A 25128-nucleotide genomic window follows, 5' to 3' on the forward strand; every position below is an offset into this window, starting at 1 on the left:
ACGCCCGCGCGAACAGAAAGGTTCCCGCCCATGGAGGGAACGGACAGCGGAACGGCCGGGGGGACGGCCGACGGATCGCCCGCTCGGACACCTGCCGTGCGCCTGCGGGGCCTGGACAAGTCGTTCGGACCCGTGCACGCCGTCGACGGGATTGACCTGGAGATCGGCGACGGCGAGTTCTTCTCGATGCTGGGCCCCTCGGGCTCCGGCAAGACCACCGTGCTGCGCATGGTCGCGGGCTTCGAGACGCCCACCGCAGGCACCGTCGAACTCGCCGGCCGGGACGTCACCCGCCTCGCCCCCTTCGAACGGGACGTCAACACCGTCTTCCAGGACTACGCCCTCTTCCCGCACATGACGGTCGAGCAGAACGTCGCCTACGGGCTGAAGGTCCGCAAGGTGCCCCGGGCCGAGCGCGCCGAGCGCGTGCGCGCCGCCCTCGCCTCGGTCCGGCTGGCGGACTTCGGCGGGCGCCGCCCCGACCGGCTCTCCGGCGGCCAGCGGCAACGCGTCGCACTCGCCCGAGCGCTGGTCAACCGCCCGAAGGTGCTGCTGCTGGACGAGCCGCTGGGGGCGCTCGACCTCACCCTGCGCGAGCAGATGCAGGTCGAACTCAAGGCGCTCCAGCGCGAGGTGGGCATCACGTTCGTCTTCGTCACCCACGACCAGGAAGAGGCGCTGGCCCTCAGCGACCGGATCGCCGTCTTCAGCAACGGCCGGATCGAGCAGGTCGGCACCCCCGCCGAGGTGTACGAGCGGCCCGCCACCCCCTTCGTCGCCGGCTTCGTCGGCACGTCCAACCTGCTCACCGACGAGAGCGGGACCTACAGCGTCCGGCCCGAGAAGATCCGGCTGCTGGACCCCGGGGAGCAGGCGCCCGCCGGGGACGACGCGCAGCGCACCGTCTCCGGCACCGTCGCCGAGGTCGTCTATCTCGGCGACGCCACCCGCTTCCTGGTCGACCTGGACGACGGCGGCCGGGTGACCGCCCTCCAGCAGAACCGGGAGACCTCCTCGGCGGACGTCGCCGCGTACCGGGGCACCCGCGTCCGCCTCCAGTGGCACCGCCGCCACCACGTCACCGTCCAGCCCGCAGCACCGGAAACGGAGTCCACGTGCGTCTGACCCGTACCCTCGCCGCCTGCACCGTCCTGGCCCTGGCCACGGCCTGCGGCGGGTCCTCCTCCGACAAGGGCTCCGGCTCCGGGAGCGGTTTCACCCCGCCGAAACTCAGCGCGCAGAAGACCCTCGGCAAGACCGAGGGCGCGGTCGACCTGATCGCCTGGGCCGGATACGCCGAGGACGGCTCCAACGACAAGTCCGTCGACTGGGTCACGCCCTTCGAGCAGGAGACCGGCTGCCAGGTCAGCACCAAGGTGGCCGGCACCTCCGACGAGATGGTCAGCCTGATGAAGACCGGCCAGTACGACGCCGTCTCCGCCTCCGGCGACGCCTCACTGCGCCTGATCGCCTCGGGCGACGCCGCCCCGGTCAACACGGACCTCGTGCCCAACTACCAGGACATCTTCCCGAGTCTGAAGATGCAGAAGTGGAACTCGGTGGGCGGTGTCGCCTACGGCATCCCGCACGGCCGCGGCGCCAACCTGCTGATGTACCGAACCGACAAGGTCTCCCCCGCGCCCACCTCCTGGTCCGCGGTGTTCGACAAGTCCGCCCCGTACAAGGGCCATGTCACCGCCTACGACTCGGCGATCTACCTCGCCGACGCCGCGCTGTACCTGATGAAGACGAAGCCGGAGCTGGGCATCAAGGACCCGTACGCCCTGGACCAGAAGCAGTTCGACGCCTCGGTCGCGCTACTGAAGGAGCAGAACGCCAACATCGGCGAGTACTGGAGCGACTACCTCAAGGAGATCTCCGCGTTCAAGAGCGGCGACTCCGTCATCGGCACCAGCTGGCAGGTCATCGCCAACCTCGCGGAGGCCGAGAAGGCCGAGGTCGCCGCCGTCCTGCCGAGCGAGGGCGCGACCGGCTGGTCCGACACCTGGATGGTCTCCGCGAAGGCCCGGCACCCCAACTGCGCCTACAAATGGCTGGACTGGATCGTCTCGCCCAAGGTCAACGCCCAGGTCGCCGAGTGGTTCGGCGAGGCCCCGTCGAACGCCAAGTCCTGCGCGCTGACCGCCGACAAGAACCACTGCACCGTCTTCCACGCCGCCGACGAGCCGTACTGGAAGCAGGTCCACTTCTGGAACACCCCGATCCCGCAGTGCCTCGACGGCCGCACCGACGTGACATGCGTCCCCTACGCCAAGTGGGTCCAGGCCTGGACCGAGATCAAGGGCTGAGCCGTCGGTGACCACCACGACCCCCACGTCCGGCACGCCCGGGCGGCGGCTGGCAGGCTTCCTGCACCGCCGCCCGCGGCTGCGGCTGTCCCTGCTGCTGTCCGCCCCGCTGCTGTGGCTCGTCCTCGCCTACCTGGGCTCGCTGGCCGCGCTGTTCCTCTCCGCCTTCTGGACCACCGACCCCTTCACCTCGGACGTGGTGAAGGTCTGGAGCACCGACAACTTCCACGCCCTGTGGACGACCCCGGTCTACCGGGACGTCGCCCTGCGCAGCCTCGGCGTGGCGGTCGCGGTGACCGCCGTCGACATCGTCGTCGCCTTCCCGATCGCGTTCTACACCGCGCGGGTGGCCGCCCCGAAGTACCGCCACCTGCTGGTCGTCGCCGTCCTCACCCCGCTGTGGGCCAGCTACCTGGTCAAGGCGTACGCCTGGCGGATCATGCTCTCCGAGAACGGGCCGCTGGACTGGGTACTGAAGCCGCTGGGCCTCAGCGGCCCCGGCTACGGCCTGCCCGCGGCCGTCATGGTGCTGGCCTACCTGTGGCTGCCGTACATGATCCTGCCGATCCACGCGGGCCTCGAACAGCTGCCGGCGAGCCTGCTGGACGCCTCCGCCGACCTGGGCGCGCGCACCTGGCGCACCTTCAGGTCCGTGGTGCTGCCGATGGTGCTGCCCTCGGTCGCGGCGGGCTCGGTCTTCACCTTCTCGCTCAGCCTCGGTGACTACATCGCGGTGCAGATCGTCGGCGGCAAGACCCAGCTCATCGGCAACGTCGTCTACTCCAACATCACGCTCGACCTGCCGCTGGCCGCCGCGCTCGGCACGGTGCCGGTCGCGATCATCGTCGTCTACCTGCTGGCCGTGCGACGCACCGGCGCGCTCCAGAGTCTGTGAGGGCCGTACGCCATGCACCTGTCCCGACCCGCCCGGATCGCGCTGCGCGCCGCGGCCGCGCTCGGCTTCGCCGTCATCTACGTACCGCTGCTGCTGGTCCTGCTGAACTCCTTCAACGCCGACCGCGGCTTCGGCTGGCCGCCCTCCGGGCTCACCCTGCGCTGGTGGGGCGACGCCTGGCACAGCGACGGTGCCCGCGCGGCGCTGTGGACCTCGGTGAAGGCCGGGCTCGGGGCGACGGCGGTGGCGCTGGTGCTGGGCACCCTGGTCGCGCTCGCCGTCCGGCGCCACCGGTTCTTCGGCCGTGAGGCGCTGTCCTTCGTGGTGGTCCTGCCGATCGCCCTGCCCGGCATCGTCACCGGCATCGCGCTGAACACGGCGTTCCGCACGGTGCTGGAACCGCTCGGCGTGGGGCTCGGGCTGTTCACCGTCGTCGTGGGCCACGCCACCTTCTGCGTCGTGGTGGTCTTCAACAACGTCCTGGCCCGGCTGCGGCGCACCTCCGGCTCGTACGAGGAGGCGGCCATGGACCTGGGCGCCGACACCTTCCAGGTCTTCCGCGACATCACCTTCCCGCTGATCCGCTCGGCGCTGCTGGCGGGTGGGCTGCTGGCCTTCGCGCTCTCCTTCGACGAGATCGTGGTCACCACCTTCACCGCCGGGCCCGGCGTCCAGACCCTGCCGGTGTGGATCTTCAGCAACATGGCCAGGCCGCAGCAGGCGCCCGTGGTCAACGTGGTCGCCGCGGTGCTGATCGTGCTGTCGGTGGTCCCGATCTACCTCGCCCAGCGGCTGTCCGCGGACACCGCCGGACACGCGGCAGGCGGCCGGATCTGACGCGCGGACGCGCGCAGAAGAGGGGTCCGTGCCATCCTTCCGCCCGGATAAGGCAGGCTTGTACCGTGCCAGAACCCGCGCAGAACGCATTCGACCCCGCCCGCGACCACTCCCACATCGCCACCCTGCGACGGCTGGAGAAGTCCGCGGGGCGCCTGGCGGCGGCAGCGATCGCTCGGATGGACGCGCAGCTGCCCTGGTACCGGGCCATGCCGCCGGAGAACCGCTCGTGGATCGGGCTCGTGGCGCAGGCGGGCATCGCGGCCTTCACCGAATGGTTCCGCCACCCGGAGACGCCGCAGGCGATCAGCACCGACGTCTTCGGCACCGCGCCGCGGGAGCTGACCCGGGCGATCTCGTTGCGCCAGACGGTGGAGATGGTGCGCACCACCATCGAGGTGATGGAGGCGGCCATCGACGAGGTCGCCGCCCCCGGCGACGAGTCGGTGCTGCGCGAGGCGCTGCTGGTGTACGCGCGGGAGATCGCCTTCGCGACGGCCCAGGTCTACGCCCAGGCGGCCGAGGCGCGCGGCGCCTGGGACGCCCGCCTGGAGTCCCTGGTGGTCAACGCGGTGCTGTCCGGCGAGGCCGACGAGGGTGTGCTGTCCCGGGCGGCGGCACTGGGCTGGAGCTCGCCGGACAAGATCGTGGTGGTGCTGGGCACAGCACCCAACGGCGACAGCGAACTGACGGTGGAGGCGATCCGCCGGGCCGCGCGCCACGCCAAGCTCCAGGTGCTGACCGGTGTGCTGGGCGACCGGCTGATCGTGGTCGCGGGCGGCGACGACGAGCCGCTGCGTGTCGCCAAGGCGCTGATCGGCCCCTTCGCGGCGGGCCCGGTGGTGGCCGGACCGGTCGTCGGCGACCTGCTGTCGGCGTCCCGTTCCGCGCAGGCCGCGGCCGCCGGCCTGCGGGCCTGCGCCGCCTGGCCGGACGCCCCGCGTCCCGTGCAGGCGGACGATCTGCTGCCGGAGCGCGCGATGGCGGGGGACCGCTACGCCCGCGATCAACTGGTGGAGGAGATCTACAGACCGCTGGAGGAAGCCGGTTCGGCGTTGCTGGAAACGCTCTCGGTCTACCTCGAGCAGGCCTCGTCGCTCGAAGGGGCGGCCCGTATGTTGTTCGTTCACCCCAACACCGTCCGATACCGGCTCCGACGTGTGACGGACGTCACCGGCTGGTCCCCCTCGGATGTACGATCCGCATTCACCCTTCGCATCGCACTCATCCTGGGCCGGCTCTCCGACTCCGGACAGACACCGTAGGTGTACGCAGGGCATTTGTGGGACACCAACAAATCGCCCGTCGGTTCTTGGTCCCTGTCCCCACGGGCGGGGACGACCTCGCTCAAGAGAGAGTTGAAAGCGTGCTCGTACTCGTCGCTCCCGGCCAGGGTGCCCAGGCCCCCGGCTTCCTCGCCCCATGGCTCGATCTGCCCGGCGTCTCCGACCGCCTCGCGGAACTGTCCGCGACCGCCGGACTCGACCTCGCCCACTACGGCACCAAGGCCGAAGCGGAGGAGATCCGCGACACGGCCGTCGCCCAGCCGCTGCTGGTCGCCGCCGGCCTGGTCGCGGCGGAGCGGCTGCTGCCCGGCGCCGGCGCGCCGCACGCGGTGGCCGGCCACAGCGTCGGTGAGATCACCGCCGCGGCGATCGGCGGGGTGCTGAGCGCCGACGCGGCGATGGCGTTCGTCCGCACCCGCAGCACGGCGATGGCCGCGGCCGCCGCCGTCACCGAGACCGGCATGTCGGCGGTGCTCGGCGGGGACGCGGACACGGTCGTGGCGCACCTGGAGAACCTCGGGCTCACCGCGGCGAACATCAACGGGGCCGGCCAGATCGTCGCCGCCGGCACGGCCGCGCAGCTGGCCGCGCTGACCGCGGACAAGCCGGAGAAGGCGCGGGTCATCCCGCTGAAGGTCGCGGGTGCCTTCCACACCCACCACATGGCCCCGGCCGTGGCCACCCTGGACGCGCTGGCGGCGACGCTGGAGGTCTCCGACCCGGTGCTGCCGTACGTGTCCAACACCGACGGCAAGGTCGTCACCGGCGGCGCGGAGATCGTCGCGCGGCTGGTGTCGCAGGTCTCCAACCCCGTGCGGTGGGATCTGTGCATGGACACCTTCAAGGAACTCGGCGTCACCGCCATCATCGAGCTGGTGCCGGGTGGCACTCTGGTGGGCCTGGCCAAGCGCGCGCTGCCCGGCGTCGCGACCCTGGCCCTCAAGACCCCCGACGACCTCGAGGCCGCCCGCGCGATCGTCGCCGAGCACGGCACCCAGGAATAGGAGTCCTCGCAGACATGACCGCGAAGATCAGGCCCGCCAAGGGCTCCCCGTACGCACGGATCATGGGTGTCGGCGGCTACCGGCCGACCCGCGTGGTGCCCAACGAGGTCATCCTGGAGCACATCGACTCCAGCGACGAGTGGATCCGCTCCCGCTCCGGCATCGCCTCCCGGCACTGGGCCGGCCCCGACGAGACGGTCTCCGAGATGTCCGTGATCGCGGCGGGCAAGGCCATCGCGGACGCGGGGATCTCGGCCGAGGACATCGGCGGCGTCATCGTCGCGACGGTCTCCCACTTCAAGCAGACCCCGGCGGTCGCGACCGAGATCGCGCACCGGATCGGCGCCGTCAAGCCGGCCGCCTTCGACATCTCCGCGGGCTGCGCGGGCTTCACGTACGCCGTGACGCTCGCCAAGGGCATGGTCACCGAGGGCAGTGCCAAGCACGTCCTGGTGATCGGCGTCGAGCGGCTGAGCGACCTGACCGACAAGTCCGACCGGGCCACCGCCTTCCTGTTCGGCGACGGCGCCGGCGCGGTCGTGATCGGCCCCGCCGACGAGCCGGAGATCGGCCCGACCGTGTGGGGTTCGGAGGGTGACAAGGCCAACACCATCACCCAGACCGTCGCATGGGACCGCTTCCGAGCGGGTGATGTCTCGGGGCTTCCGGTGGACGCCGACGGACAGGTGAAGTTCCCCGCCATCACCCAGGAGGGCCAGACCGTCTTCCGCTGGGCGGTGTTCGAGATGGCCAAGGTCGCCCAGGAGGCGCTGGACGCCGCCGGGATCACCGCGGACGACCTCGATGTCTTCATTCCGCACCAGGCCAACATGCGGATCATCGACTCGATGATCAAGGCGCTCAAGCTCCCCGAGCACGTCGCCGTGGCCCGCGACATCGAGACCACCGGCAACACCTCCGCCGCGTCGATCCCGCTCGCGATGGAGCGCCTGCTGGCGACCGGACAGGCCAAGAGCGGCGACACGGCCCTGATCATCGGTTTCGGGGCGGGTCTCGTGTACGCCGCCACGGTCGTTACCCTCCCCTAGTCAACACCCCACGCGGCGCCGCACTCCCGCCCGCCGCAGCCCGTAGTAACAGCACCGAAGAAGGAGAGCGCCGCAATGGCCGCCACCCAGGAAGAGATCGTCGAGGGTCTCGCCGAGATCGTGAACGAGATCGCCGGCATCCCCACCGAGGACGTCCAGCTGGACAAGTCCTTCACCGACGACCTGGACGTCGACTCGCTGTCCATGGTCGAGGTCGTCGTCGCCGCCGAGGAGCGCTTCGAGGTCAAGATCCCGGACGACGACGTCAAGCAGCTCAAGACCGTCGGCGACGCCGTCGACTACATCCTCAAGGCTCAGGCCTGATCCAGGCCGGTCCCGGACGACGTGTCTGTCGCCCGCCCTTCTAGACGTGGAGAGACAATCCCTGTGAGCCCGACCAATCACACCGTGGTCGTCACCGGTATCGGCGCAACCACTCCGCTGGGCGGGGACAGCGCGTCGAGCTGGGAGGGGCTGCTCGCCGGCCGTTCCGGCGTCACCGCCCTGACCCAGGACTGGGCGGCAGACCTGCCCGTGCGCATCGCGGCGCAGATCGCCGTGGAGCCGCTGGAGGTTCTGCCCCGCCCGGTCGCACGCAAGCTCGACCGTTCTGCCCAGTTCGCTCTGATCGCCACCCGTGAGGCGTGGGCCGACGCGGGCTTCACCGCCAGGGCCGGCGAGGACAGCTCGATCGACCCCGACCGCCTGGGCGCGGTGATCGCCTCCGGCATCGGCGGCGTCACCACCCTGCTCGACCAGTACGACAACCTGCTGGCGTCCGGCCCGCGCAAGGTGTCCCCGCACACCGTGCCGATGCTGATGCCCAACAGCCCCTCCGCCAACGTCGGCCTGGAGGTCAACGCCCGGGCCGGTGTGCACACCCCGGTCAGCGCCTGCGCCTCGGGCGCGGAGGCCGTCGGCTACGCGTACGAGATGATCCGCTCCGGCCGTGCCGACGTGGTCGTCGCCGGCGGCACCGAGGCGGCCATCCACCCGCTGCCGATCGCCGCCTTCGCCAACATGATGGCGATGTCCAAGAACAACGAGGACCCGCAGGGCGCCTCCCGCCCGTACGACAAGGCCCGCAACGGCTTCGTCCTCGGCGAGGGCGCGGGCGTCGTCATCCTGGAGTCGGCCGAGCACGCCGCCAAGCGCGGCGCCAAGGTCTACGCCGAGGTGCTGGGCCAGGGCCTGTCGGCCGACGCCCACCACATCGCGCAGCCGGAGCCCACCGGCCGCGGCATCGCCGCCGCGCTGGAGCAGCTGCTGACCGCGACGGGCATCGACCCCGCGGAGATCCACCACCTCAACGCGCACGCCACGTCCACCCCGCAGGGTGACGTCGCGGAGATCAAGGCGCTGCGCAAGGTCCTCGGCGACCACCTCGACCACGTGGCCATCTCGGCCACGAAGTCGATGACCGGTCACCTCCTGGGCGGCGCGGGCGGCATCGAGACGGTCGCCACCGTCCAGGCCCTGTACCACCGCACCGCCCCGCCGACGATCAACCTCACCGACCTCGACGACGAGATCGACCCGGGTCTGGTCTCCGGCGAGCCGCGCAAGCTGCCGGACGGCCGGATCGTGGCCGTCAACAACTCCTTCGGCTTCGGCGGCCACAACGTCGTCCTGGCCCTGCGCACCGTCTGACGGCAGGACCGACCAGCCGCAACCCCGAGGGCCGGCCCACCGCGTGAGCGGGGGCCGGCCCTCGGCATTGCGGGCGGGCGCCCGGTCAGGGGCAGCTGACGACCTGTCCGGCCCAGGACAGCCCGCCGCCGAAACCGAGCAGCAGCACGGGGGCGCCCGGCGCCAGTTCACCGCGCTCGACGAGCTTGGAGAAGGCCAGGGGGACGGAGGCGGCCGAGGTGTTCCCGGAGTCGACGACGTCCTTGGCCACGACGGCTTCCGTGGCGCCGAGCTGACGGACCACCGACTCGATGATGCGCAGGTTGGCCTGGTGCGTCACGATGCCGCCGAGGTCGGCCACGGCGACGCCCGCGCGGCGGCAGGCCTCCTCCGCGATCGGGGCGAGGGTCGTGGTGGCCCAGCGGAAGACCGCCTGGCCGTCCTGGGCGAAGCGCGGCTGCCAGGCGCCCGTGAGGCGCACGGCGTCCGCCCGGGTGGGGTCGGAGCCCCAGACCACGGGGCCGACGCCCTGGAGCCCGCCAGGGCCTTCGGTGGCGCCGTCCGGCACCGCGCTGAGGACGGCCGCCCCGGCTCCGTCGCCGAGCAGGACGCAGGTGCTGCGGTCGGTCCAGTCGGTGAGGTCGGACATCTTCTCGGCGCCGATGACGAGGGCGTGCCGCGCTGCTCCGGCACGCAGGGAGTGGTCGGCGGCGGCCAGCGCGGTGGTGAAGCCCGCGCAGGCGTTGTTGAGGTCGTAGGACGCGGGCGCGGTGGCCCCGAGCCGGGCGGCGACCTGGGCCGCGGTGCTCGGGGAGCGGTCGATGGCACTGGAGGTGGCCACGACGACCAGGTCGATGTCGGCGGGCGCCAGGCCCGCGGAGGCCAGGGCCTTGCCGGCGGCGGCCGTCGCCATGTCGGCGACCGATTCGTCGTCGGCGGCGATGCGGCGGGTGGCGATGCCGGTGCGCTGCCGGATCCAGGCGTCGCTGGTGTCGACCATGGCGGCCAAGTCGTCGTTGGTGAGGACGCGTTCGGGCTGGTGGTGGCCGAGGGCGACGATACGGGTCGAGGTCATGCCGGAACTATAGCGACCGATCGATCGGACGCTAAAGAGGGGCGGCTCGCTACGATGGCCCCATGAGCCCACGCAAGTCCGCCACCGAGGCCCGCCACACCCGCGAGCGGATCATCGAACGCAGCGTCGCGGTCGCCTCCGTGGAGGGCCTGGAGGGCCTGACCATCGGCCGGCTCGCGACCGACCTCCAGATGAGCAAGTCCGGGCTGCTGGGCCACTTCGGCACCAAGGAGGCGCTGCAGATCGCCGCGCTGCGCCGGGCGTCGGAGATCTTCACCCGCGCCGTGTGGCTGCCGGCCGCGGGCAACCCGCCCGGCCTGGCCCGGCTGACGGCGATCTGCGAGGCCTGGGTGACCTACCTCGACCGCGAGCGGGAGGCCTTCCCCGGCGGCTGCCTGTTCACCGCCTCCGCCGTGGAGTTCGACGGGCGGGAGGGGCCGGTGCGGGACGCCGTGGCACGGCTGTACACCGTGTGGAAGCGGCGCCTGGTGCGGGATCTGCGGGCCGCCGTCGAGCAGGGCGAACTGCCCCAGGACACCGATCCCGACCAGATCGTGTTCGAGCTCAACGGCGTCTACTTCGCGCTGAATCACGCCGTCCAGCTCTTCGGCGACCGGAGCGCCCCCGATCGCGCCCGGCGTGCGCTGCGCCGCGTCCTGCGCTGACGAATCAGCCCTTCGGGGGGATTGGCCCGGATTGCCGGATGGGCGGCCCTGCCGCCGCACAACATCTGGGACATGACCATATGGCTGAGGGGGGCCGGCCTCACGGCGGCCGCCGTGCTGGTGGTACTGGGTCCGGGGGGTCCCGGGGGCGGGGCGGGAACCGCCCGTGCCGACGAGCGCCCCGGCGTCCCGGGACCGCCGGTCGTGCGGTTCCTGCCGGACGGCACCGTACGGGTGGAGACGGGCGGCGGCGCCGTCCGTGTGGAGACGAAACCGGACGGCGGGGCGGGAGGGGTGCCCAGGACCCGCGTCCGGATCCGGCACGGCGGTGACACCGTGGAGGCCCAGACCGGCCCCGGCGGCTCGTCGGCCCGCGTACGGCGGGAGCACTGCCCCCGCTACCAGGCCTCCGTGGACGCCTCCACGGACTCCTCGGGCGCGCGCGGCTCGGTGTCCTGGCGGCATCCGTGCGGACCGGCCCCGCGCCCGAAACCCGCCCCCGCGCCCGCCCCCGTGCGGCAGCGGCCCGCCCCCGCGCCGACTCCGACGCCCACCCCCACTCCGACGCCGACACCCACGCCCACCCCGACACCGACCCCGACCCCGACCCCGACACCCAGCCACCGGGTCGAACTGCCGCCGGTCGCCTACCGCAAGGTGACCGCGCTCCCACCGCCCGAGGGTCCGAGCCTCGTCCATCTGATGCTGCTGATCACCGCACCCGCGGTGCTGTCGGCCGCCGCGCTCAAACCCCGTTCCCAAGCTCGTTCCCGGAGGTGACGCATGTCGGACTGGATTGTCCTGGCCATCGGAATGGCCGCGAGCTGCGTGGTCGTGCTGAGCATCGTGGCGATCAACAACCGCCGGCTGAGCGAGGACGACGACCCCAGCGAGACCCCGGACGTCATCGAGTACATGACGATGATGATCGGCGTGGTCTACGCGATCGTCCTGGGCCTGGCCATCGCCGGCGTCTGGGAGGGACGGGGCGCCGCCGAGGACGCCGCGCGCCGTGAGGCCCAGGCGCTGCACGAGGTCCAGGAGCGGGTCCAGGTGTACCCGGCCGCCGTCCGCGACCGGGTGCGCGAGGACATCGACACCTACGTGTCGTACGTCGTGGACAAAGAGATCCCGTACATGGTCAAGAACGGCGACAACACCCAGCGCGGCAGCGAACTGCTGGGCGTGGTGCGCCGCGACGTGACGGCGTTCGAGCCGCGCACCCCGCTGGCCAACCAGGCCTACCAGCCCGTCGTCGACCAGGTGGCCGCGGCCGACGACGCACGCAACGCGCGCGCCGACAGCTCCGCGCCCACCATGCCGGGCGTGGTCTGGTTCGGGCTGATCGTGGGCGGCCTGGTCGCGGTGGGACTGATCTTCACCCTGCAGATCCGGCGCTCCCGGCGGGAGTTGCTCCTGGCCGGGCTCTACAGCGCCCTGATCGCCTTCCTCCTCTTCCTGATCTGGGACTTCAACGCACCCTACGGACGGGACCCCGCCGAGGCGGCGGCGTCCTTCGCCGCGCTCTTCCCGCACGTGGGATAGCCCCCGCGGGCCCGGGCAGTGCCCGGCCACCGCTGGGTGCCCCCACCGCCCGGCGGGCGGGTCCCGCGGCACCCCCGGCCACCGCCGGGGGTGCCGCCAGGTGCGGTGCACCGCACGGCGGACAGCCGTCCCGCGCTCTGCGTGGCCGGACCCCCCGGACAATGCGACGGCTTCCCCGGCCGAAGGCCGGGAAAGTGCCGTGCCTGAGGGCACCTTCCGGCGCAACCGGGGAGCCCGCATCGCGTCCCGGCCGTCCCCGAAGCCCACGGGATACGCCCCCCTCCCCCCGGCCGAAGGCCCGCCGAGAGCCGTGCCCGGGGCCACCTTCCGGCGAAACCAGGAAGCCCGCTTCGCGCCCCCGCCATCGCCGAAGCCCACAGGAAGCGACCCCTCCCCCCAGCCCAAGGCCGGAAAAGTCCGTGCCCGGGGCCACCTTCCCGCGAAACCAGGAAGCCCGCTTCGCGCCCCCGCCGTCCCCGCAGCCCGCGAGATGCGACCGCTCCCCCAGGCCGAAAGCCGGCGAAGTGCCGCGACCGCGGGCACCTTCCGGCGGAACCGGGGGGCAGGTGACGGCCCGGCCGTCTAGGCCTGCTGCGCGGCCCGGCCGTCGCCGAAGCTCGCGAACCAGGTGGCCGCCATGTCCTCCTCGCCGTGGCCCTGGGCCGCCGCCCGCCGGAAGCGCTCCGCGCCGGCCTCGGCCACGTCGAGGCGGACCCCGGCGGCCTCACCGGCCGCCACGACCAGCCGCGCGTCCTTCTCCGCGGTCTGCAGCGCGAAGCTGGGCGCGAAGTCGCCGCGCAGGATGGCGTCGGCCTTCCCCCGCAGGTAGCCCATGTCGAGGCCGCCGCCGGCCACCGCGTCCAGGAAGGCGCGGGGGTCCACCCCGAGTCCCTCGGCCAGCGCCAGGGCCTCCGCGGTGCCGTGGGTGACGGTGAGCACCCAGCTGTTGACCACGAGCTTGAGCCGGCTGGCGGCGCCCTCCGCGGCGTCCTCGCCCACCCACTGGGTGCGCCTGCCGATCGCGCCGTAGACCGGCTCCAGCGCCTGCCGCACCTCCTGCGGCCCCGCCGCGAGCACCAGCAGCTCCCCGGCCTCGGCCGGCTGCCTGGTGCCGAGGACCGGCGAGTCGACGAAGACGATGCCGTGTGCGGCGGCGAACTCCGCGAACGCGCCGAGCGCTTCGACGCCGGCCGTGGTGGCCTGCGCCCAGACCGTGCCGGGCCGCAGCGCGGGCGCCGCCTGCCGCATGGTCTCCAGCGCGGCCGGGCCGTCGTGGAGGATCGTCAGCACGACGTCGGCGCCCTCCACGGCCTCCGCGGGCGTGGCGGCGACCCGGACGCCGTCCTCCGCGAGCGGTTCGGCCTTGCTGCTCGTACGGTTCCACACGCGGACGTCGAGGCCGGCCCTGACGAGGTTGCGGGCCATCGCGGCACCCATGATCCCGGTGCCGAGGACTGCTACTGAGGTGGTGTCGGACATGGGAGCCACCGTACGACGGACCAATCCGAACCGCTCGCGGCGCCGAATGCCGGACGGGAGACTGTGCACGGGGCAACGGCAGGACCGCGGCGGCCGGGCACCGAGCACACGACAGCGGACCGACACAACGACGAAAGCGGGAGATGTGGAGAGGGAACCGGTGCGAATCGGCATGCCCGCGCGCCAGGGGCCGGACCTCACGGAACTGCTGCTCGCCGTCGCGCGCGGCGACCAGGAGGCCTTCGCCGGGCTGTACGACGCCGTGAGCGGGCCCGTGCTGGGGCTGGTCCGCGGCGTGCTGCGCGACCCCGCGCAGTCCGAGGAGGTCGCCCAGGAGGTCCTGGTGGAGGTCTGGCGCACGGCGGCCCGCTTCCGCCCCGAGAAAGGCAGTGCGATGACCTGGGTGATGACCCTGGCCCACCGCCGGGCGGTCGACCGCGTCCGGTCGGCGAGCGCCGCCGCCGACCGCGAGCACAAGGCGGCCCTGCTGGACCGCACGCCCGCGTACGACGAGGTGACCGAGCAGGTCGAGGCCCGGCTCGAACGGGAGCAGGTGAGGCGCTGCATGCGCACCCTCACCGAGCTGCAGCACCAGTCGGTGATGCTGGCGTACTACCGGGGCCTGACCTACCGCGAGGTCGCCGAACTGCTGTCGCTGCCCCTGGGGACGGTCAAGACCCGGCTCAGGGACGGCCTCATCCGGCTGCGCGACTGCCTGGGGGTGACCGCGTGAGCACCAACGCCGAGCTGCACACCCTCACCGGGGCGTACGCCCTGGACGCCCTGGACCGGCACGAGCGCGCCGAGTTCGAGAGCCACTTGGCGGACTGCGAGCCGTGCGCCCTGGAGGTGCGCGAGCTCACCGCGACCGCCGCCCGGCTCGGGCTCGCCGCGGCCGAACCCGCGCCGCAGCGGATGAAGGACGAGGTGATGCGGCGGATCGCCACCGTCCGGCAGGAGCCGCCGCGGGTGGCCGAGATCCCCGTGCGGGACCGCCGCCGTGTCCGCCGCGCCCCGCGGACCCCGCTGGTCACCCGGTTCGCCCTGGCCGCCTGCCTGGTGGCCGCCGCCGCGCTCGGCGGCGTCGCCGTCTGGCAGCAGCAGCAACTGGGCGACGCCCGCCAGGAGGCCCGGCAGGCGCAGGCCGGCGCCGAGTCCGTCGCCCGGGTCCTCGCCGCGCCGGACGCCGCCGCCACCACCGGGAAGCTCTCCGGCGGCGCCAGCGGCACCGTCGTGGTGTCCCGGAGCCAGGACCGCGCGGTCTTCTTCGCCCAGGGCCTGCCCCCGCTGTCCGGGGGCCGGGTCTACCAGCTCTGGTTCTCCGACACGGGCGGCACCATGCGCTCCGCCGGGCTGGTCCCCCGCTCCGGCCCGGGCGGCAGCGAGGCCGTGCTCCTCGACGGCCCCGTCGGCGGCGCATCCGGGATGGGCATCACCGTCGAACCGGCGGGCGGCTCCCCGCGCCCCACCACGCAGCCGCTCGCGCTCATGTCCTTCGCGAAGGCCTGACCGGTGGGGGGACGCGCCCGGCGAATGCGGGAGCCGGGCGCGCGGGCGGCCTAGGCTCGGGCGGGACAAGGCAATCAAAGGTACGAGGTGCACGCGTGTCCGTGGCCGTCTGCTTGTTCACCGCGGATCTGCGGGTGCACGACCATCCCGTGCTGCGCGCGGCGCTGAACTCGGCCGACGAGGTCGTGCCGTTGTTCGTGCTGGACGACGGCGTCGGGGCGGCCGGGTTCGCGGTGCCGAACCGCGCGGCGTTCCTGGCGCAGTGCCTGGCGGACCTGGACGCCCGGCTGCGGGACCGCGGGGGGCGGCTGGTGCTGCGCGCGGGGGACGTCGTCGAGGAGGTGTGCCGGGTCGCGGAGGAGACCGGCGCGCGGCAGGTGCACATCGCGGCCGGGGTGAGCGCGTACGCCGGCCGCCGGGAGACGCGGCTGCGGGAGGCGCTGGAGGGGGCGCGGCGGGAGCTGCGGGTCCACGACGGCGTGCTCACCGTGGTGCCGCCCGGGGCCGTCACCCCGGCGGGCAAGGACCTGTTCGAGGTGTTCACGCCGTACTTCCGGCGCTGGGAGCAGGAGGACGTCCGGGACGTGCTGGGCGCGCCGCGGGTGGTCCGGGTGCCGGAGGGCCCGCGGTCGCTCGCGCTGCCGGACGCACCGGGCGGGGTCTCGCCGGGCCTGCCCGCCGGGGGCGAGAGCGAGGGCCGGCGGCTCTGGCGGGCCTGGCGCTCGGGCGGCGGCGTGGACGCGTACGACGAGCGCCACGACGACCTGGAGGGCGACGGGACCTCGCGGCTCTCGCCGTACCTGCACTTCGGCTGCCTGTCGGCGACGGAACTGGTCGCCGGCGCCCACGGCGGCTTCGTACGCCAGCTGGCCTGGCGGGACTTCCACCACCAGGTGCTCGCCGCCCGCCCGTACGCCGCCCACCGCGACCTGCGCCCGCGTCACGACTCCTGGCAGGGCGACGGCCCGGAGGCCGAGGCGTGGCGGGAGGGCCGCACCGGCTACCCGATCGTGGACGCGGCGATGCGGCAGCTGCGGCACGAGGGGTGGATGCACAACCGGGCGCGGCTGCTGGTGGGCAGCTTCCTGACCAAGACGCTGTACGTGGACTGGCGGGTCGGCGCCGCGCACTTCCTGAGCCTGCTGGTGGACGGCGACATCGCCAACAACCAGCTCAACTGGCAGTGGGTGGCGGGCACCGGCACCGACACCCGCCCCAACCGCGTCCTCAACCCGCTGACCCAGGCCCGGCGTTTCGACCCCGACGGGGCGTACGTCCGCCACTGGCTGCCGGAGCTGGCCGGTGTGCCGGGCGGCGCCGTCCACCGTCCCTGGCTGCTGGACGAGGAGCGGCGCCGCGCACTGGACTACCCGGCGCCGCTGGTGGACCTGGACGAGGGCGCCGCCCGCTTCCGCGGGGGCCGGGGGAAGAAGCCCGCGGTACGGGAGGCGTAGTCGTCCCAGCCGGGGCGGCCGGCCATGCGCCGCTCCAGCAGGGCCTTCCCGCTGCCGCGGATCAGCAGCAGGCTCATCACCAGCGGGGAGACCACGGTGGCCGCCGCGGCCTGCCAGGCATCGCAGGTCAGCGCGAACAGCCCCCACCAGACGAGGAAGTCGCCGAAGTAGTTGGGGTGCCGCGTCCAGCTCCACAGCCCGCGGTCCATGATCTTCCCCCGGTTCGCGGGATCGGCCTTGAAGCGCGCCAGTTGACGGTCGCCGACCGCCTCGAAGAGCAGGCCGACGGCCCACAGCAGGGCGCCGACCGCGGCGGCGGGACCGAGCGGGCCGGGGAGGTAGGAGGCCGCCTGGACCGGCAGCGAGACCAGCCAGACCAGGGCGGCCTGGAGCAGGTAGACCATGCGCAGGGCGTACAGGGTGCGGTTGCCGCGCGCCTTGTCCAGCAGGGCCTCGTAGCGCGGGTCCTCGCCGTGCCCCCGGCCCCGCCAGGCGATGTGGGCGGCCAGCCGCAGCCCCCACACCGCCACCATCGCCAGCACCAGCGCGCGCCGGGCCGGGTCCCCGTGCCCGGCCGACATCACGTACGCGACCGCCCCCACGGCCGCAAAGGCCGCGCCCCAGGCGATGTCGACGTACCGGTGCATGCCGCGCACCCGGCCGACCGCGAAGGCCACCAGCATCACCGCGAGCGCCGCGCCCGCCGCCGCGAGGGTCACCATCGCCCGTACCAGCCGTCCTGCGTGTCCGGCAGCCCGGTGCCGCCGTCCTCGGTGGGGCGTACGGCGAGGATCTGGTCGACGCCCATGCGCCGTTCGGCGAAGGCGAGCGCACCGCCGGCCAGGTACAGCCGCCACACACGGGCGGTCTCCTCCCCTGCCATCGCCGTGAACTCGGGCCAGCGCGCCTCCAGCGTGGCCAGCCAGGCGCGGATCGTGCGCACGTAGTGGTCGCGCAGCGACTCCACGGCGCGCACCTCCAGCCCGGCGTCCTCCAGCAGGGCGACGGTACGGCCGAGGGGCCGCATGTGCATGTCGGGGGCGATGTACGTCTCGATGAACGCGCCGCCGCCCGGCGCGACCCGGCCGCGGGACATCTGCTGCACCAGGGCACGGCCGTGCGGGCGCAGCACGCGGTGCAGGGTGGCGGCGAAGGCGGGGTAGTGCGCGTCGCCGACGTGCTCGCCCATCTCGATCGCGGTGACGGCCTCGTAGCCGCCGCTGCCCTCCAGGTCGCGGTAGTCGCGCAGTTCGACCCGCACGTACTGCTCCAGGCCGCGTTCGCGGATGCGGGCCTGGACGGCGTCGCGCTGCGCGGCGGACAGGGTGACCGCGTGCACCTGGGCGCGGTGGGTCTCGGCGGCGTACAGCGACAGCGCGCCCCAGCCGCAGCCGATGTCGAGCAGCCGCATGCCGGGGCGCAGTCCCAGCTTGCGGCAGATCAGTTCCAGCTTGTCGCGCTGGGCGTCGGCGAGGCCGTACGCGGGGTCGTCCGCGCGGGTCCAGTAGGCGCAGGAGTACGCCATGGAGGGGTCGAGGAGCAGGGCGTAGAACGCGTTGGACAGGTCGTAGTGGTGGCTGATGGCGGCGCGGTCGCGGCCCCGGCTGTGCAAGGTCCCGTTCAGCCGGGCCCGGCCGCGCGGGGCGGGCGGCCGGGGGCCGACCGCGCCGAGCCGCAGCGCCGCGCCGGCCGCCCGCAGGCGGTCCGCGGCGGTCAGCCGGGGCGGGGTGACGCGGCCCTCGCGCACCGCGGCCCAGATCGTGCGCAGGCTCTCCGTGAGGTCGCCGCGCACGTCGAGCTCACCGGTGATGTAGGCCTCGGCCAGGCCGAGTTCGCCGGGTTCCCAGAGCAGCCGGCGCAGCGCGCGCCGGGAGCGCAGCACCACCATCGGCGCGTCGCGGGGCCCCGCGGTGCTGCCGTCCCAGGCCCGCAGCCGGAACGGCAGCGGGCCGCCGGTGAACTGCTCCAGCAGGGGGACGAGAGTGTCCGCGGCACTCTTCACCGGGCGGTCTCCCCTCGGGTGAGCAGCAGTTGGCGCACGTCGAGGTAGCCGGAGCGGAAGCCGGCCTCGGAGTGGGCGAGGTAGAGGGTCCACATGCGGCGGAAGGTCTCGTCGAAGCCGAGGGCGGTGACCTCGGCGGCGCGGTCGGTGAAGCGTTCGCGCCACAGCCGCAGTGTCTCGGCGTAGTGCGCGGCGAAGCCCGTGCTCTCCTCGACGCGCAGCGTCGTGTGCGCCGCGAGGGTGCGCTCGATCGCCTCCGGGGAGGGGATCAGGCCGCCGGGGAAGATGTACTTCTGGATCCAGGTGTGGGTGTGGCGGGTGGCCCGCATCCGGTTGTCGGCCATGGTGATGGCCTGGAGCGCGATCCGGCCGCCGGGGGCGAGCAGCCGGTCGAGGGCGGTGAAGTAGGCGGGCCAGTACTCGGCGCCGACGGCCTCTATCATCTCGACGCTGACGACGGCGTCGTAACGGCCCGTCACCTGCCGGTAGTCGCGCAGCAGCACCGTCGCGCGGGCGGACAGGCCGGCCGCCTCGATGCGCTCGGCGGCCAGCCGGCGCTGCTCCTCGGAGAGGGTGACGGTGACGACCTGGGCGCCGCGCCGGGCGGCGCGCACGGCGAGTTCGCCCCAGCCGGTGCCGATCTCCAGCAGCCGGGTGCCCTCGCCGACCCGCGCGAGGTCCAGCAGGCGGTCGATCTTCCGGCGCTGGGCGTCCGCGAGCGCCTCCGGGCCGGCGGGCAGGCCGGCGAAGACCGCCGAGGAGTAGGTGAGGGTCTCGTCCAGGAAGAGCGCGAACAGCTCGTTGGACAGGTCGTAGTGGGCGTGGATGTTGTCCCGGGCGCCGTCGAGGGTGTTGCGGCGCTCGCGGGGCTCCCGGCGTGCCCACAGGGCGCGCAGCCGCTGCATCGGCCGGGGGACGAGTCCGGTGACGTTGGCGGCCAGCACGGTGAGCACGGCGACGAGGTCGGGCGCGTCCCACTCGCCGGCCATCCAGGACTCGCCGAAGCCGATCAGTCCGCCGGCTCCCACGCGGCGGAAGAAGGCCTCGGGGTCGCGGATCTCGACCGCGGGGCCGCCGGTGCCGAGCACCGGGCCGCCGGGCCCGAGGCGGCAGTTCAGCGGCAGCCGGGACAGGGTGCGGCGCACGACGGCGCCGGCGACGGCGGCCCGTGCGCGGGAGCACCGCTGTGGTGCGGCGACGTCCGGCCAGCGGCGCGGGTCCACGCCGCCGGAGCAGGCGGGAGCGGGTGCGGGGACGGGTACGGACGTGGTCACTCGAAACCCTCCTGAGGCGGGTGGACGGGGCGCCGCAGCACGGGCAGTCCGCGCAGCAGCAGTCGGATGCCGTGGCGGCGGATGCCGGCCGACACGGCGGCGGTGGACCAGGGGTGGCGCAGCGCGGCGCGCAGCAGGAACGGGGCGGTGCCGGGCCGCCGTTCGCCGCGCACCGTGGCGGTGAACGGCCGGGTCCCGGCGCGTTCCAGGTGGACGGTGAGGCGCAGCGCGGCGTCCGGCTCCGGCAGCCGCATGCGGTAGGCGCCGTCGACGGGGAAGAACGGCGAGACGTGGAAGTCCTTGGCGACGTCCGCCGCGCCGGACCCGTCGGTGCGCAGCAGGTAGGCGTGGCGCTCGCCGTAGGTGTTGTGGACCTCGGCGACGACGCAGGCCAGGGCGCCGTCCGGCGTGTGGCACCAGTAGAGCGTCAGCGGGTTGAAGACGTACCCGAGGACCCGGGCGTGGGTGAGCATCCGCACCGGGCCGCCCCGCAGGTCCACCCCACGCGCGGCGAGCCAGGTCTCCAGGGCGGCCCGTACGGTGGGCTGCCGGCCGCCGAAGTGGTCCCGGGCGTCGAAGCGGGCGAAGGGGCGCAGCGGCGCGGGGAGCCGGGGCGGCCGGTCGGGGTCGATCAGCCACAGGTAGGTGCGGTGGGTGAAGGCGTGGCGGACCGGGCGGGTGCGGACGTGGGTGATCACGCACTCGTACAGGGCGGGCACGTCCGGCGGGGCCGCGGCGGTCACCATCGCGCCCCCAGCGCGCGGGCGGCCTCGGCGCCGGAGCGGCAGCCGTCCTCGTGGAAGCCCCAGCCGTGGTAGGCCCCGGCGAAGGCGGTGACGGGGGTGTTCAGCGTGGGCAGCAGACGCTGCGCGGCGACCGACTCCGGGGTGTAGACGGGGTGTTCGTAGACCATGCGGGCCAGCACCCGGCCGGGGTCGACCAGTTCCTCGCCGCCGAGGGTGACCAGGAAGCGCTCGGGGCTGTCCAGCCGCTGCAGGCGGTTCATGTCGTAGGTGACCCGTACGCCGCCGGGCGAGGGGGCGCAGGAGGGCATCCGGTAGTTCCACGAGCCGCGGGCCCCGGTGCTGCGCGGCAGCAGCGAGGTGTCGGTGTGCAGCAGCGTGGGGTTGCGGGAGTACGGGATCGCGCCGAGCACCGCGCGCTCCGCCGCCGTGGCGTCGGCGAGCAGGCGCAGCGCCTGGTCGGCGTGGGTGGCGACGACCACCGCGTCGTACTCCTCGCTCTCGCCGTCGTCGGTGACGATCTCGGCGCCGTCGGCGTGCCGGCGCAGGGCGCGTACGGGGGTGGCGGTGCGCAGGGCCGTCAGCCGCTTGGCGATCCGCTCGACGTAGGTGCGCGAGCCGCCGGTGACGGTCTTCCAGGTGGGCGAGCCGGACACCGACAGCATCCCGTGGTGGTCCAGGAACCGGAAGAGGTACACCGCCGGGTACTCGGCGGCGGTCCGCGGCGAGCAGGACCAGACGCAGGCCACCAGCGGGGTGGTGAAGTGCGCGACGAAGTACGCCGAGAAACCTCCCGCGCGCAGGAACTCGCCCAGGGTGGTGGTGTCGTCGCCGCCGTCCCCGGCGAGCAGCCGCCGGGCCCTGCGGTGGAAGCGCGGCACTTCGGCCAGCATCCGCAGGTACTCCGGGCGCAGCCCGTTGCGCGGCTGCGCGAACAGCCCGGCGGGCCCGCGGGCCCCGGCGTACTCCAGGCCGCAGCCCTCGCACCGCACGGACATGCTCATCTCGGACTCCTGCGTGCGGACGCCGAGTTCGGCGAAGATCCGCAACAGGGTGGGGTAGGTGCGCTCGTTGTGCACGATGAAGCCGCTGTCGACGGCCGCCACCCGGCCGTCGGACGAGGGGACGTCGTGGGTGTGGGCGTGCCCGCCGAGCCGGTCGTCCGCTTCAAACAGCGATACGTCGCCGTGCCGTTGCAGTGCGTACGCGGCGGTCAGGCCGGCCACCCCGCTCCCCACGACCGCGATCCGGCGCCCTGTGCCGTTCATGCCGCTCCCTTCGTGCCCCGTCTCTCCCTGATGGTGATTCGTAGGCCTGCGGCCACCGGATTGGCCGATCGGGCAATCCGGTGGGGACGCGGTTCCGAATCCCGGGCAGGTATCAGGACGGGCGGCGGCGGAGGGAGCGGCGGACAATGACGGAGAGTGCGAGGAGAGGCGATCCGATGACGTACGGTGACGACGCGCAGGGTGGCGACGGCGCCGCGACGCTGGTTCCGTACGCCCTGCCGGAGCGCCCGGCGGCCGCCGTCCTGCTGCTGCACGGGGGCCGCGCCGAGGGCCTGGAGCCGCCCACGCGGTGGAACCTCCCCGGGGCCCGGATGCGGCCGTTCGTCCGCGCCATCGGCCGGGCCACGGCCGGGCACCCGGTGGCGCTCGCCGGGGTCCGCTACCGGCACCGCGGCTGGAACGGCGACCGGCAGGACGCCGCGCACGACGCGTGGCGGGCGCTGGAAGCCCTGCGGGAACGCGCTGGGGCGGTGCCCGTCGTGCTGGTCGGCCACTCGATGGGCGGCCGGGCCGCGCTGCGGGTGGCCGGGCATCCGCTGGTGGGCGGGGTCGTGGGGCTCGCCCCGTGGTGCCCGGCGGGCGAACCGGTGGGGCAGCTGGCCGGGCGCCGCCTGGTGCTGCTCCACGGCGACCGGGACCGGGTCACCGATCCGGCCGAGTCGCTGACCCTGGCCGACCGGGCGCGCGCGGCGGGCGCCCTGGCCTGCCACCTGACGGTGCCGGGCGGCGACCACGCGATGCTGCGGGACGCCGGCATCTGGCACGCGACCACCGCCCGCGTGGTGGCGGGGCTGCTGCGGCTCGCCCCGCTGCCGCCGGACGTGGCGAGCGCCCTGGCGGCCCCTGCCGCCGGAAAGGAACGACCCGGATGACTGCGAAGACCGCCCTCACCTGCCTGGTGACCGGCGCCAGCGGCTACATCGGCGGCCGCCTGGTGCCCGAACTGCTCGACGCCGGCCACCGGGTGCGCTGCCTCGTCCGCACCCCGGGGAAGCTGCGCGACCACCCCTGGGCGCCCCGCGCCGAGACGGTGCGGGGCGACGTGACCGACGAGCGGTCGGTGCTCGCGGCGATGGAGGGCGTGGACGTCGCGTACTACCTCGTGCACGCCCTCGGCAGCGGCCGGGACTTCGAGGAGACCGACCGCCGTGCCGCCGAGATCTTCGGCCGCGCGGCGAAGGCGGCCGGTGTGCGGCGGATCGTGTACCTGGGCGGGCTCACCCCGGACGGGGTGCCCGAGCGGGAGCTGTCGCCGCACCTGCGCTCGCGCGCCGAGGTGGGCCGGGTGCTGCTGGCCTCGGGCGTGCCGACGGCCGTGCTGCGGGCGGCGGTCATCATCGGCTCGGGCTCGGCCTCGTTCGAGATGCTGCGCTACCTCACCGAGCGGCTGCCCGTGATGGTCACCCCGCGCTGGGTCAACACCCGCATCCAGCCGATCGCCGTACGGGACGTGCTGCGCCTGCTCGTCGGCTGCGCGGCGCTGCCGCCCGAGGTGAACCGCGCCTTCGACGTGGGCGGCCCGGACGTGCTCACGTACCGCGCGATGATGCTGAAGTACGCCGAGGTGGCCGGGCTGCCGCCGCGGCTGATCGTGCCGGTGCCGGTGCTCACCCCCCGGCTGTCCAGCCACTGGGTGGGGCTGGTGACCCCGGTGCCCGCGGGCCTGGCGCGTCCGCTGACCGAGTCGCTGCGGCACGAGGTGGTCTGCCACGACCACGACATCGCCCGGTGGGTGCCCGATCCGCCGGAGGGCATGATCGGCGTCGAAGGGGCCCTGGAACTGGCCCTCCAGCGCATCCGGGACGCCAATGTGGTCACCCGCTGGTCCTCGGCCTCGGTGCCCGGCGCGCCCAGCGATCCGCTGCCCACCGACCCCGACTGGGCGGGCGGCAGCCTCTACAGCGACCGCAGGGCACGGGTGGTGGACGCCTCGCCGGAGGCCCTGTGGCGGGTGATCGAGGGCATCGGCGGCGAGAACGGCTGGTACTCCTGCCCGCTGGCGTGGGCGGTGCGCGGCTGGCTCGACCGCTTCGTCGGCGGGGTGGGACTGCGCCGGGGGCGGCGGGACGCGGCGCGGCTGCGGACGGGCGACTCGCTGGACTTCTGGCGGGTCGAGGAGATCGAACCCGGGCGGCTGCTGCGGCTGCGGGCGGAGATGCGGCTGCCGGGGCTGGCCTGGCTGGAGCTGTCCGCCGGGCAGGACGACCGGGGGCGCACGGTCTACCGGCAGCGGGCCCTGTTCCACCCGCGGGGGCTGGCCGGCCACGCGTACTGGTGGAGCGTGTCGCCGTTCCACTCCGTCGTCTTCGGCGGCATGGCCCGCAACATCGCCTCGGCGGCGAAGCAGGCGGCCGCTCCGCCGCCGGCGGCTGCACGGTGACGCGGGGCCGGTTCGTCGTCCCCCGCCGCCAAGAGGCGGACGCCGACCGCGAGTCCGCCCTCCGCAGGACGGGCGCAGGTCACGGCCCCATGCCGGAACGGTCCCCCGACGCCGCGTTCACGGACGCGCGGTCGCCGGAAGAGTCACACGGCGACCGCACGTCCGACCTCGACGGGACCGGCGCGGGCCACCGCCCGATACCGAGGCGGTCCGCCGACGGCGGCCTCACGCCGGAGCCGGGCCCTCGCCGTCAGGAGGCCTACGGCGACCGCGAGTCCGCCCACGGCCGGACGGCCGCGAGCCACCGCCCGAAGCGGGGACGGTCCGCCGACGGCGCGTTCCCCGTCCCCCGCCGTCAGGAAGCGAACGGCGACCGCACGTCCGCCCCCGACGGGGCGGGCGCAGGCCACCGCGCGATGCCGAGGCGGTCCGCCGACGGCAGCTTCACGGTGGCGCGGGGCCGGTTCTTCGTCCCCCGCCGTCAGGAGGCCTACGGCGACCGCGAGTCCACGCTCGGTCGGCCGGGCGCAGGCCACCGGCTGATCCCGGGGCGGTCCGCCGACGGCGGGTTCCCCGTCCCCCGCCGTCAGGAGTCCGCCCTCGGCGGGACCGGCGCGGCGGAGGTGGCCGGTCCGAGCCGGCCGGTCCGGCCTGGTGGAGGTCGTCGCGCCGCCGTGCGCGGCGCCGTCCATGCTGAGGGCAGC

At 74.1% G+C, this 25128-nt stretch carries 24 protein-coding genes; 17 read left to right on the forward strand and 7 right to left on the reverse strand.

The features are described 5' to 3' along the window. The first annotated feature begins 30 nt into the window (after positions 1-30). The 9 genes from ABZ883_RS17155 (at position 31) to fabF (ending at position 9030) form a co-directional block, all read left to right on the forward strand. Entirely contained in the window at positions 31-1125 is a 1095-nt protein-coding gene (locus ABZ883_RS17155; protein ID WP_360906582.1) for an ABC transporter ATP-binding protein, read from the forward strand. Beyond that, the gene (locus tag ABZ883_RS17160; RefSeq protein WP_360906584.1) at positions 1116-2309 is read left to right on the forward strand and encodes an ABC transporter substrate-binding protein; all 1194 of its coding nucleotides are present in this window, start codon (positions 1116-1118) and stop codon (positions 2307-2309) included. Before ABZ883_RS17155 ends, ABZ883_RS17160 begins: the two co-directional genes overlap by 10 nt. Before the next feature lie 7 nt (positions 2310-2316). Continuing rightward, positions 2317-3204 (forward strand): ABC transporter permease, encoded by an 888-nt coding sequence (locus ABZ883_RS17165; protein ID WP_360906586.1) that lies wholly within the window; start codon positions 2317-2319, stop codon positions 3202-3204. A 12-nt stretch (positions 3205-3216) separates the two neighbouring features. Continuing rightward, positions 3217-4041, forward strand: coding sequence for an ABC transporter permease (locus ABZ883_RS17170; protein ID WP_360906588.1), 825 nt, complete (start codon positions 3217-3219; stop codon positions 4039-4041). Positions 4042-4106: 65 nt separating this feature from the next. Next, positions 4107-5306: a helix-turn-helix domain-containing protein gene (locus ABZ883_RS17175; protein ID WP_360906590.1), complete on the forward strand. Its 1200-nt coding sequence runs from the start codon at positions 4107-4109 to the stop codon at positions 5304-5306. 101 nt (positions 5307-5407) lie between these two features. Beyond that, a complete protein-coding gene (locus ABZ883_RS17180; RefSeq protein ID WP_360906592.1) occupies positions 5408-6331 on the forward strand; it encodes an ACP S-malonyltransferase in 924 nt (307 codons plus the stop codon). A gap of 14 nt (positions 6332-6345) precedes the next feature. Then, positions 6346-7380 (forward strand): ketoacyl-ACP synthase III, encoded by a 1035-nt coding sequence (locus ABZ883_RS17185; RefSeq protein ID WP_360906594.1) that lies wholly within the window; start codon positions 6346-6348, stop codon positions 7378-7380. Between the two features lie 75 nt (positions 7381-7455). Further along, positions 7456-7704, forward strand: coding sequence for an acyl carrier protein (locus ABZ883_RS17190; protein WP_319662619.1), 249 nt, complete (start codon positions 7456-7458; stop codon positions 7702-7704). A 63-nt stretch (positions 7705-7767) separates the two neighbouring features. Beyond that, a complete protein-coding gene (fabF, locus tag ABZ883_RS17195; RefSeq protein WP_360906596.1) occupies positions 7768-9030 on the forward strand; it encodes a beta-ketoacyl-ACP synthase II in 1263 nt (420 codons plus the stop codon). Between the two features lie 85 nt (positions 9031-9115). On the opposite strand, the gene ABZ883_RS17200 is transcribed toward fabF, so the two are convergent. Then, entirely contained in the window at positions 9116-10084 is a 969-nt protein-coding gene (locus ABZ883_RS17200; protein ID WP_360906598.1) for a beta-ketoacyl-ACP synthase III, read from the reverse strand. Positions 10085-10146: 62 nt separating this feature from the next. Here ABZ883_RS17200 and ABZ883_RS17205 point away from each other — a divergent pair, with 62 nt between their 5' ends. The 3 genes from ABZ883_RS17205 (at position 10147) to ABZ883_RS17215 (ending at position 12294) form a co-directional block, all read left to right on the forward strand. After that, positions 10147-10749 (forward strand): TetR/AcrR family transcriptional regulator, encoded by a 603-nt coding sequence (locus tag ABZ883_RS17205; RefSeq protein WP_360906600.1) that lies wholly within the window; start codon positions 10147-10149, stop codon positions 10747-10749. A 72-nt stretch (positions 10750-10821) separates the two neighbouring features. Next, positions 10822-11529 carry a hypothetical protein gene (locus tag ABZ883_RS17210; RefSeq protein ID WP_360906603.1) on the forward strand — a complete coding sequence of 236 codons (708 nt, stop codon included), beginning with the start codon at positions 10822-10824 and terminating at the stop codon, positions 11527-11529. Between the two features lie 3 nt (positions 11530-11532). After that, positions 11533-12294: a hypothetical protein gene (locus ABZ883_RS17215; protein WP_360906605.1), complete on the forward strand. Its 762-nt coding sequence runs from the start codon at positions 11533-11535 to the stop codon at positions 12292-12294. 582 nt (positions 12295-12876) lie between these two features. On the opposite strand, the gene ABZ883_RS17220 is transcribed toward ABZ883_RS17215, so the two are convergent. Beyond that, positions 12877-13773, reverse strand: coding sequence for an NAD(P)-dependent oxidoreductase (locus tag ABZ883_RS17220; RefSeq protein ID WP_360906607.1), 897 nt, complete (start codon positions 13771-13773; stop codon positions 12877-12879). Between the two features lie 172 nt (positions 13774-13945). Between ABZ883_RS17220 and ABZ883_RS17225 the strand changes: the two genes are divergently transcribed. The 3 genes from ABZ883_RS17225 to ABZ883_RS17235 all read left to right on the forward strand — a co-directional run bounded on the left by ABZ883_RS17225 (position 13946) and on the right by ABZ883_RS17235 (position 16736). Further along, positions 13946-14506, forward strand: coding sequence for a sigma-70 family RNA polymerase sigma factor (locus ABZ883_RS17225; RefSeq protein WP_360906609.1), 561 nt, complete (start codon positions 13946-13948; stop codon positions 14504-14506). Further along, positions 14503-15282: an anti-sigma factor gene (locus ABZ883_RS17230; RefSeq protein WP_360906611.1), complete on the forward strand. Its 780-nt coding sequence runs from the start codon at positions 14503-14505 to the stop codon at positions 15280-15282. Before ABZ883_RS17225 ends, ABZ883_RS17230 begins: the two co-directional genes overlap by 4 nt. Positions 15283-15377: 95 nt before the next feature. After that, entirely contained in the window at positions 15378-16736 is a 1359-nt protein-coding gene (locus ABZ883_RS17235) for a deoxyribodipyrimidine photo-lyase (protein WP_360906613.1), read from the forward strand. Here the strand turns inward: ABZ883_RS17235 and ABZ883_RS17240 are convergent. Genes ABZ883_RS17240 through ABZ883_RS17260 form a run of 5 tightly spaced genes read right to left on the reverse strand, consistent with a single transcriptional unit; the run spans position 16649 to position 22023 of the window. Next, complete coding sequence (locus ABZ883_RS17240) at positions 16649-17458, reverse strand: DUF1295 domain-containing protein (RefSeq protein WP_360906615.1); 810 nt, start codon at positions 17456-17458, stop codon at positions 16649-16651. The genes ABZ883_RS17235 and ABZ883_RS17240 overlap by 88 nt on opposite strands. Next, on the reverse strand, positions 17452-18738 hold the full coding sequence (locus tag ABZ883_RS17245; protein WP_360906617.1) for a cyclopropane-fatty-acyl-phospholipid synthase family protein: 1287 nt from the start codon (positions 18736-18738) through the stop codon (positions 17452-17454). Before ABZ883_RS17245 ends, ABZ883_RS17240 begins: the two co-directional genes overlap by 7 nt. Next, positions 18735-20012, reverse strand: a complete 1278-nt coding sequence (locus tag ABZ883_RS17250; protein WP_360906619.1) for a cyclopropane-fatty-acyl-phospholipid synthase family protein — start codon at positions 20010-20012, stop codon at positions 18735-18737. Before ABZ883_RS17250 ends, ABZ883_RS17245 begins: the two co-directional genes overlap by 4 nt. Further along, positions 20009-20758, reverse strand: coding sequence for a DUF1365 domain-containing protein (locus ABZ883_RS17255; RefSeq protein WP_360906621.1), 750 nt, complete (start codon positions 20756-20758; stop codon positions 20009-20011). The genes ABZ883_RS17250 and ABZ883_RS17255 overlap by 4 nt, the downstream gene beginning before the upstream one ends. Next, on the reverse strand, positions 20752-22023 hold the full coding sequence (locus tag ABZ883_RS17260; protein WP_360906623.1) for an FAD-dependent oxidoreductase: 1272 nt from the start codon (positions 22021-22023) through the stop codon (positions 20752-20754). The genes ABZ883_RS17255 and ABZ883_RS17260 overlap by 7 nt, the downstream gene beginning before the upstream one ends. A gap of 176 nt (positions 22024-22199) precedes the next feature. Here ABZ883_RS17260 and ABZ883_RS17265 point away from each other — a divergent pair, with 176 nt between their 5' ends. Together ABZ883_RS17265 and ABZ883_RS17270 are read left to right on the forward strand one after the other, a co-directional pair. Then, positions 22200-22916 (forward strand): alpha/beta hydrolase, encoded by a 717-nt coding sequence (locus ABZ883_RS17265; protein ID WP_360906625.1) that lies wholly within the window; start codon positions 22200-22202, stop codon positions 22914-22916. Further along, the gene (locus ABZ883_RS17270; RefSeq protein WP_360906627.1) at positions 22913-24424 is read left to right on the forward strand and encodes an SDR family oxidoreductase; all 1512 of its coding nucleotides are present in this window, start codon (positions 22913-22915) and stop codon (positions 24422-24424) included. The genes ABZ883_RS17265 and ABZ883_RS17270 overlap by 4 nt, the downstream gene beginning before the upstream one ends. Positions 24425-25128: the final 704 nt, after the last annotated feature.

The sequence above is a fragment of the Streptomyces sp. NPDC046977 genome, from assembly GCF_040644455.1.
Taxonomy (GTDB): domain Bacteria; phylum Actinomycetota; class Actinomycetes; order Streptomycetales; family Streptomycetaceae; genus Actinacidiphila.

Coding starts and splice junctions, on each gene's coding strand:
- ABZ883_RS17170 (WP_360906588.1), top strand. CDS start 3,217: ATGCACCTGTCCCGACCCGCCCGGATCGCGCTGCGCGCCGCGGCCGCG.
- ABZ883_RS17265 (WP_360906625.1), top strand. CDS start 22,200: ATGACGTACGGTGACGACGCGCAGGGTGGCGACGGCGCCGCGACGCTG.
- ABZ883_RS17225 (WP_360906609.1), top strand. CDS start 13,946: ATGCCCGCGCGCCAGGGGCCGGACCTCACGGAACTGCTGCTCGCCGTC.
- ABZ883_RS17210 (WP_360906603.1), top strand. CDS start 10,822: ATGACCATATGGCTGAGGGGGGCCGGCCTCACGGCGGCCGCCGTGCTG.
- ABZ883_RS17155 (WP_360906582.1), top strand. CDS start 31: ATGGAGGGAACGGACAGCGGAACGGCCGGGGGGACGGCCGACGGATCG.
- ABZ883_RS17205 (WP_360906600.1), top strand. CDS start 10,147: ATGAGCCCACGCAAGTCCGCCACCGAGGCCCGCCACACCCGCGAGCGG.
- ABZ883_RS17200 (WP_360906598.1), bottom strand. CDS start 10,084: ATGACCTCGACCCGTATCGTCGCCCTCGGCCACCACCAGCCCGAACGC.
- ABZ883_RS17185 (WP_360906594.1), top strand. CDS start 6,346: ATGACCGCGAAGATCAGGCCCGCCAAGGGCTCCCCGTACGCACGGATC.
- ABZ883_RS17220 (WP_360906607.1), bottom strand. CDS start 13,773: ATGTCCGACACCACCTCAGTAGCAGTCCTCGGCACCGGGATCATGGGT.
- ABZ883_RS17240 (WP_360906615.1), bottom strand. CDS start 17,458: ATGGTGACCCTCGCGGCGGCGGGCGCGGCGCTCGCGGTGATGCTGGTG.
- ABZ883_RS17215 (WP_360906605.1), top strand. CDS start 11,533: ATGTCGGACTGGATTGTCCTGGCCATCGGAATGGCCGCGAGCTGCGTG.
- ABZ883_RS17190 (WP_319662619.1), top strand. CDS start 7,456: ATGGCCGCCACCCAGGAAGAGATCGTCGAGGGTCTCGCCGAGATCGTG.
- ABZ883_RS17255 (WP_360906621.1), bottom strand. CDS start 20,758: ATGGTGACCGCCGCGGCCCCGCCGGACGTGCCCGCCCTGTACGAGTGC.
- ABZ883_RS17260 (WP_360906623.1), bottom strand. CDS start 22,023: ATGAACGGCACAGGGCGCCGGATCGCGGTCGTGGGGAGCGGGGTGGCC.
- ABZ883_RS17270 (WP_360906627.1), top strand. CDS start 22,913: ATGACTGCGAAGACCGCCCTCACCTGCCTGGTGACCGGCGCCAGCGGC.